Origin of the sequence: Streptomyces jeddahensis (assembly GCF_001642995.1) — a bacterium.
Lineage (GTDB): Bacteria > Actinomycetota > Actinomycetes > Streptomycetales > Streptomycetaceae > Streptomyces > Streptomyces jeddahensis.
In genome coordinates, this window is the sequence record NZ_LOHS01000163.1 from 1 (window position 1) to 7080 (window position 7080).

The following is a 7080-nucleotide window of genomic DNA, read 5'->3' on the forward strand; positions in this document are numbered from 1 at the left end:
CGTTAGGGCGATAGGGGGGTCTGGGGGCGCAGCCCCCAGCGGGGTCCAGGGGCGGAGCCCCCAGCGGGGTCCAGGGGCGGAGCCCCCGGTTACGGGAAGGGGCGGGGTGGGGATCAAACGCCCTCAGACCCCTCAGGCCCCACCCGCGAAGTGCTCCCGCACCAGCGACTGGACCACCCCCAGATCCTGAGCGATCAGCGCGTCCAGCAGGGCCGTATGCTCCGCCGCGTCGGCGACAAGCGCGGCGCGGCCCCGCGGCGAGGGCCCGCCGACCGACGGCCACTGCGCCCGGCGATGCAGATCGTCGGCGATCCGCACCAGCTGCCGATTGCCGGACAGCGCAAGGACGGCCCGATGGAAGGCGCGGTCCGACTCCGCGTAGTTCGCGAAGTTGCCACCGACCGCCGCCGCGACCGTCGCCTCGGCCAGCGGACGCAACTCCGCCCAGCGGTCCGCCGGCACGGTACGGGCGAGCCGCAGCATCACCGGCACCTCCAGCAGCGCCCGGATCTCGGCGAGTTCGGCCAGATCCTCGGCGGTGCGCCGGGTGACGCGGAACCCTCGGTTCGGTACGACCTCCACGGCGCCCTCGAGGGCGAGCTGCTGCATCGCCTCGCGCACGGGCGTCGCGGAGACCCCGAAACGCTCGCCGAGGGCCGGCGCCGAGTAGACCTCGCCGGGGGTGAGCTCGCCCTCGACGAGGGCAGTGCGCAGCGCGTCGAGGATCTGGCCCCGCACGGACGACCGCTGCACCACCCGCGGCGCGGGCCGGCCCGCCGCGGTCGAGTCGTCCGGTGCCGTGCGGGCCATGGGCAGCGGCGGTTCGCTGTGCGTGTGTTCGCCTCGGGCCGCGCCGCCGTCCCCGGACGGGCCCGACTGCCCCGGGACACGCGGGGCCGGCAGCCCCGGCTGCCCGGACGACGGGACGTCGTGCCGGCCCGATGGAACGCCGCGTCCGGGCACGGGCGCGCCGCGTCCGGGCCCCGGCGCACCCGACGGCCCCCTCCGCCCGCCCCCCGCGACCGGGAACTCCGTCGGCGCAGCCGTCCGGGCCCTGGGCACGGCCGCCCCGGCCGCGGGCTCGGCAGAGTCACCGGACGCCCCGGTGGCGTCGTGCCTGTCGCGCGCGCTGGCCTGCTCCACGAGGTCCTCCTGTTCCTCTTCCTGCTGGCTCCGCTGATCCCGCGAACCCTCGGCAGCCGGTCGGTCTGGTCCCGCTGGGCCGCCGGGCCCGCCGGTACGTCTCCTGACAGAGCGAACGGAACGGGGTAACACCCACGCACCTTAGGACGATCGGGCGCTAGTTCAAACTGCGATCAGTTCGGGTAAGGTAAGGCTTACCTGCTAACGATCGATGTGGTGGTGCCCCGCATGTCCCTTGTCGCCCCGCCCGCACAGGCCGGAAGCACCTCTCACCACGGCGCCGTGCGGCCGGCCCGTTCGGCCGTCGCCGATGCGTACGCCCGGCTGACCGAGGTCTTCCCGGGTCTGGAGATCCGCGAGCTGGGGCCGGACGATGCGACGCCACAGGACGGCGGCTGGGTGACCGCCGCCCGGCTCGCGGAGGGCGGCGCCGCCCTCGACGCCTTCCTCGCCTGGGACGACGCCCAGGTCCTGCGTGACTACGGACAGCAGGCCCGCCCGGACGTCGTCGCCAGCTTCGGACTGCACCGTTACGCCTGGCCCGCCTGCCTGCTCGTCACCGTGCCGTGGTTCCTGCACCGGCGTGTGCCCCGCTACCCCGTCGAGCACGTCGCCTTCCAGCGCGCCGTCGGCCGTATGGCCGTCCGTACCGGCGCCTTCGCCTGCCTCCCGGGCGACCCGGCGGCCGCGCTGCCCGGCGCCCGCGTCGTCGCGGACGAGGAGGCCCTGCGCGCCGAGGTGCGTGCGGCGGTCGCCGAGCATCTGGAGCCGGTCCTCGCGGGCTTCGGGCCGCGCATGCGCCGCCGCGGCCGAGCCCTGTGGGGCATGGCCACGGACGAGGTCGTCGAAGGCCTCTGGTACATCGGGCATCTGCTCGGCGAGGAGCAGCGCGTCATGAGGGAGCTGGAGCAGCTGCTGCCGGGCTCCACCAAGCCGTACGTCGGCTCGGCCGCGTTCCGTGAGCTGACCGGGCCGAACGGCGAGGCGCTGCCGACCCGCGACCGCGCCAGCTGCTGCCTCTTCTACACGCTGCGGCCCGAGGACACCTGCGTCACGTGCCCGCGCACCTGCGACGCGGACCGCATCACCAGGCTGAGCGCCACCGCGACCGCCTGAGGCACCGCACACGGCCCCCAGCGCCCGCGCCCAGCCCCGCACCCGCCCCGCACAAGTCCACCCCCTACCGCAACCCGTTCCCGCCGAACCATCCTTTCCGGTGCAGCCGCATCGAACGTAACTCCCTTGCATGCAACGGGAGTTCGAGGAGAACGTGGATCTTCGCGGCCCCTTGCCCACCAATGGCGTTCTCTTGCCCTGAAACCCCCTGAGGGCCATCGGGATTGAGCCACTATGGCGCCCGAAATGCCGTACCGCGATGCAAGGGACCCCAGATGAGACTGACCGACATATCGCTCGACTGGCTGCTTCCGGGCGCCGTACTGCTCCTGGGCATGCTGGCGGCGGTGGCGGTGCTCGCGCGCAACAAGCGCGCCGGGGCGAACGCGTCCGCCGACGACTCCTGGGAACGCAGCGAGGAGCGCCGGCGGCGCAAGGAGGCCATCTACGGCACCGCCTCCTACATGCTGCTGTTCTGCTGCGCCGCAGTCGCCGCCGCCCTCTCCTTCCACGGCCTCGTCGGCTTCGGCCGGCAGAACCTGAACCTCACCGGCGGCTGGGAGTACCTGGTGCCGTTCGGTCTCGACGGTGCGGCAATGTTCTGCTCCGTCCTCGCGGTGCGCGAGGCCAGCCACGGGGACGCCGCGCTCGGTTCGCGTCTGCTCGTGTGGACGTTCGCGGGCGCGGCCGCCTGGTTCAACTGGGTGCACGCCCCGCGCGGCCTGGACCATGCGGGCGCCCCGCACTTCTTCGCCGGAATGTCGCTGTCGGCGGCGGTCCTGTTCGACCGCGCCCTGAAGCAGACCCGCCGCGCGGCGCTGCGCGAACAGGGCCTGGTGCCGCGTCCGCTGCCGCAGATCCGGGTCGTACGGTGGCTGCGGGCACCCCGTGAGACCTTCGCCGCATGGTCGTTGATGCTCCTTGAAGGCGTACGCACGCTGGACGAGGCCGTCGACGAGGTGCGCGAGGACCGGCGGCAGAAGCAGCAGGAGCGGGCGCGGCGGCGCGATCAGGAGAAGCTGGACCGGGCGAGGTTCAGGGCGCTCAACCGGGGCTCCCGGGGCTGGGCCGTCCGCGCCGGACGGCAGGTGGAGCTGCAGACGGGGCGGCAGGGCGAGCTGCAGGCCGGGACCCCGGGCGCGGCTCCGGCACAGGTCGGCGCGGAACCTGCCATACCCCCGCCGGAGCAACGGCCTTTGCCCGCCCCCTCGCGTCCCTCCCTGCAGCCCGTCAGGAACAGTACTGAACCGGTCACCGTCGACCTCACCGCCGAGGACGACACCATGACCCTGCCGCGGCTCGACTCCCTCGAGCGGAAACTCAAGGATCTCGAGCAGCAGTTCGGCTGAGCGTCTGGGACGGCGGTGTCACGGCATCACACCACACCGCCGTCCAGCTCGAACCACACCGCCTTCCCCACGCCGTGCCTGCGCACGCCCCACGCGTCCGCGAGGGACTGCACCAGTAAGAGCCCTCTGCCGTGCGTGCTCATCCCGTCACCGGCATCCGGCACCCGTAGCTGGGCGATCTGCCCCACGAAGTCCCTGACCTCGACCCGGAGCCGACGGCCGACGGTGGCGGTGAGCACCGCGTCGTGGTCGGTGTGCACCAGGGCGTTGGTGACGAGTTCGGTGGTGAGCAGTTCCGCGGTCTCCGAACTCCCCGGTCTCCCCCAGTGCCGCAGCAGCTCCCGGAGTGCGCGCCGCGCCTCGGGGACGGCTCTCAGGTCGGACCGTCCGATGCTGCGCCGGAGGAGTGTCTGCTCGTGCGATCGCGTCGGATCCCCGGTCTCCCCGTCGGTCGGCATCTCGGCTGTGCTCGTCGGGGAAGCCCCTGCAGCGCCGGGACCGCCCTCGCGTACCTGCCTCGTCATGATCCCCCGCCCGTACGACAGCTGCCGGTTGCTCCTGGCCGAACGCGTACACGGAATGCATGCCCCACGGGCAGGGCGGCACGCATGAACAGGGGGCGACGTGTCAGGGCCGCGGCATGTTGCGGAGGTTGGAGCGGGCCATCTGCACCATGCGGCCCACGCCGCCCTCCAGCACGATCTTGGAGGCGGAGAGCGCGAATCCGGTCACCATCTCGGCGCTGATCCTGGGCGGGATGGAGAGCGCGTTGGGGTCGGTGACGATGTCGACGAGCGCGGGCCCCTTGTGGCTGAAGGCGTCCTTCAGCGCGCCCGCGAGCTGCTTGGGCTTCTCCACGCGTACGCCGTGCACGCCGCAGGCGCGCGCCACGGCCGCGAAGTCCGGATTGAGGTTCGCCGTCCCGTACGACGGCAGCCCGGCGACGAGCATCTCCAGCTCGACCATGCTCAGCGAGGAGTTGTTGAACAGGACGATCTTCACCGGAAGGTCGTGCTGGACGAGGGTGAGGAGGTCGCCCATGAGCATGGAGAACCCGCCGTCGCCCGACATGGAGACGATCTGGCGGCTGCGGTCGGTGAACTGGGCGCCGATCGCCTGCGGCAGGGCGTTCGCCATGGAGCCGTGCGAGAAGGAGCCGATGATGCGGCGCCTGCCGTTCGGCGTGAGGTAGCGGGCCGCCCAGACGTTGCACATGCCCGTGTCGACGGTGAACACGGCGTCGTCGGCGGCGAGTTCGTCGAGGACGGACGCCACGTACTCCGGGTGGATCGGAATGTGCTTCTCGACCTTGCGGGTGTAGGCCTTCACCACGCCTTCGAGGGCGTCGGCGTGCTTCTTCAGCATCTTGTCGAGGAAGCGCCGGTTCGTCTTGGCCGCGACGCGCGGGGTCAGACACCGCAGCGTCTCCTTCACGTCGCCCCACACGGCCAGGTCCAGTTTGGAGCGGCGGCCCAGGTGCTCGGGGCGGACGTCGATCTGCGCGATCTTGACGTCGTCGGGCAGGAACGCGTTGTACGGGAAGTCGGTGCCGAGCAGGATCAGCAGGTCGCACTCGTGGGTGGCCTCGTAGGCGGCGCCGTAGCCGAGCAGGCCGCTCATGCCGACGTCGTACGGGTTGTCGTACTGGATCCATTCCTTGCCGCGCAGCGCGTGCCCGACCGGGGACTTGATCTTTTCGGCGAACTCCATGACCTCGGCGTGCGCGCCGCGCGTGCCGCTGCCGCAGAAGAGCGTGACCCGTTCGGCCTCGTCGATCATCTCGGCGAGCTTGTCGATCTCAGCGTCGCCGGGCCGCACGGAGGGGCGGGTGGTGACGATCGCGTGCTCGACTGCCTTGTCCGGCGCGGGCTGGTCGGCGATGTCGCCCGGGAGCGAGACGACGCTGACGCCGGAGCGGCCGACGGCGTTCTGGATGGCGGTCTGCAGCAGCCGGGGCATCTGCTTGGGGCTGGAGATCAGCTCGCTGTAGTGGCTGCACTCGCGGAACAGCTGGTCGGGGTGGGTCTCCTGGAAGTAGCCGAGGCCGATCTCGCTGGACGGGATGTGCGAGGCGAGGGCGAGTACGGGGGCCATGGAGCGGTGGGCGTCGTACAGGCCGTTGATGAGGTGGAGGTTGCCGGGGCCGCAGGAGCCTGCGCAGGCCGTGAGCTTGCCGGTGATCTGGGCTTCCGCGCCGGCCGCGAAGGCGGCGGTCTCCTCGTGGCGGACGTGGACCCAGTCGATGGCGGAGTTCCGGCGGATCGCGTCCACGATCGGGTTGAGGCTGTCGCCGACGACGCCGTACAGGCGCTTGACGCCGGCGCGGACGAGGATGTCGACGAACTGCTCGGCGACGTTCTGCTTGGCCATGCTGCACGCACCTCGAGGAGTGGCTTCACGGACGGACTGGCGAACAGTCGTCCTTCCATGAATCCACAGCGCCCGCGGTTACGCCTCCCACACGGCGGCGGCCGTACGGTCATCGGCGTAGCCCTTCACCCTGACCTGGGTGTCGGCGAGGAACGCGGCCAGGCCCGGCGGCTCGCCGTCCGCCCAGCGCGCCCTGAGGTGTTCGGCGAGGCGGGGCTCGCCGCGCAGGGGTTCGGCGAGGCCGCCGGTGCACAGCAGCAGCGTGTCACCCGGGCGGGCTACGGAGGCCCGGAACCGGAACGGTTCACGGGGCGGCTCCGGCGGAGGGTCGTAGGGACTCGGCGGAGTCGTGATGCCGAGGTCCATGGTGAGCCGGTCGCCGTCCGGGGTCTCGTGCGGTGTGTCGGCGAGCGTCTGCGGGGGCGGCGAACCGTACCCGACGACGGCGGCGCCGGTCGTCTCGGTCTCGGCGACGTGCGGCTCGATGTCCTGCCACTCGCCGTCGCGCAGCCGGAACAGACCGCCGCCGCCGACGCCGAAGAAGACGCGTGCACGGCACTCGGGGTCGGCCGGGAGCAGCAGGCAGCGCAGCGTCGCCGCGTATTCGTCGGGCTGGACGCCCAGTTCGGCGGCGGTGGCGCGGAGCTTGCCGAGGCTGCGGTCGGTGAGCCGGTGCAGGCCTGACTTGAGGTCGCCGCGGCGGGCGGCCCGGATGTCCTCGGTGAGCCGGACGTGGCTGCGTCCGACGGCCCGCCCGATCCAGTGGCAGGCGTCAGCCGCGGCGCGGTGCGCCCCTGGCGTGGCGCGGGCGCCGGTGGCCATGGCGACCAGCACGAGTGCGTCGCTGCCCGTGCCGAAGCGGGCGGTGAGCAGTGCGTCGCGGCGCGGCTCGCCCCGGAAGCGCGCGGAGTCGCCGCGCACGGATGCGGCGCGCAGCGTGCACGAGCCGTAGCGGGCTCCGTCCAGGACGGTGTCGGCGACGAGGTCGTCGAGATCGTCCGGGTCGGCGGGCGGAAGGGCGGTGGGCTCGGCCTCGTAGGTGGGCGGGCCGTCGCCGACATGGACGACGGTGGGGGGCGGCCCGGCGGGGGCGACGGTGGGG

6 protein-coding genes are annotated in these 7080 nt (G+C 72.6%); 2 read left to right on the forward strand and 4 right to left on the reverse strand.

The features are described 5' to 3' along the window. Window positions 1-132 precede the first annotated feature (132 nt). Entirely contained in the window at window positions 133-963 is an 831-nt protein-coding gene (locus STSP_RS32705) for a GntR family transcriptional regulator (protein ID WP_107441473.1), read from the reverse strand. 408 nt (window positions 964-1371) lie between these two features. Here STSP_RS32705 and STSP_RS32710 point away from each other — a divergent pair, with 408 nt between their 5' ends. Together STSP_RS32710 and STSP_RS32715 are read left to right on the forward strand one after the other, a co-directional pair. Then, on the forward strand, window positions 1372-2259 hold the full coding sequence (locus STSP_RS32710) for a (2Fe-2S)-binding protein (protein WP_067284663.1): 888 nt from the start codon (window positions 1372-1374) through the stop codon (window positions 2257-2259). A gap of 275 nt (window positions 2260-2534) precedes the next feature. Then, a complete protein-coding gene (locus STSP_RS32715; RefSeq protein WP_067284659.1) occupies window positions 2535-3608 on the forward strand; it encodes a DUF2637 domain-containing protein in 1074 nt (357 codons plus the stop codon). A gap of 26 nt (window positions 3609-3634) precedes the next feature. Here the strand turns inward: STSP_RS32715 and STSP_RS32720 are convergent, their stop codons facing one another. The 3 genes from STSP_RS32720 to STSP_RS32730 all read right to left on the reverse strand — a co-directional run. After that, window positions 3635-4066, reverse strand: a complete 432-nt coding sequence (locus STSP_RS32720) for an ATP-binding protein (protein ID WP_067284660.1) — start codon at window positions 4064-4066, stop codon at window positions 3635-3637. Between the two features lie 169 nt (window positions 4067-4235). Next, on the reverse strand, window positions 4236-5978 hold the full coding sequence (locus STSP_RS32725; protein ID WP_067284661.1) for a pyruvate dehydrogenase: 1743 nt from the start codon (window positions 5976-5978) through the stop codon (window positions 4236-4238). Window positions 5979-6056: 78 nt separating this feature from the next. Then, window positions 6057-7080, reverse strand: a 1024-nt coding sequence (locus STSP_RS32730; RefSeq protein WP_198547485.1) for a protein phosphatase 2C domain-containing protein, incomplete at its 5' end; no start/stop codon positions are given.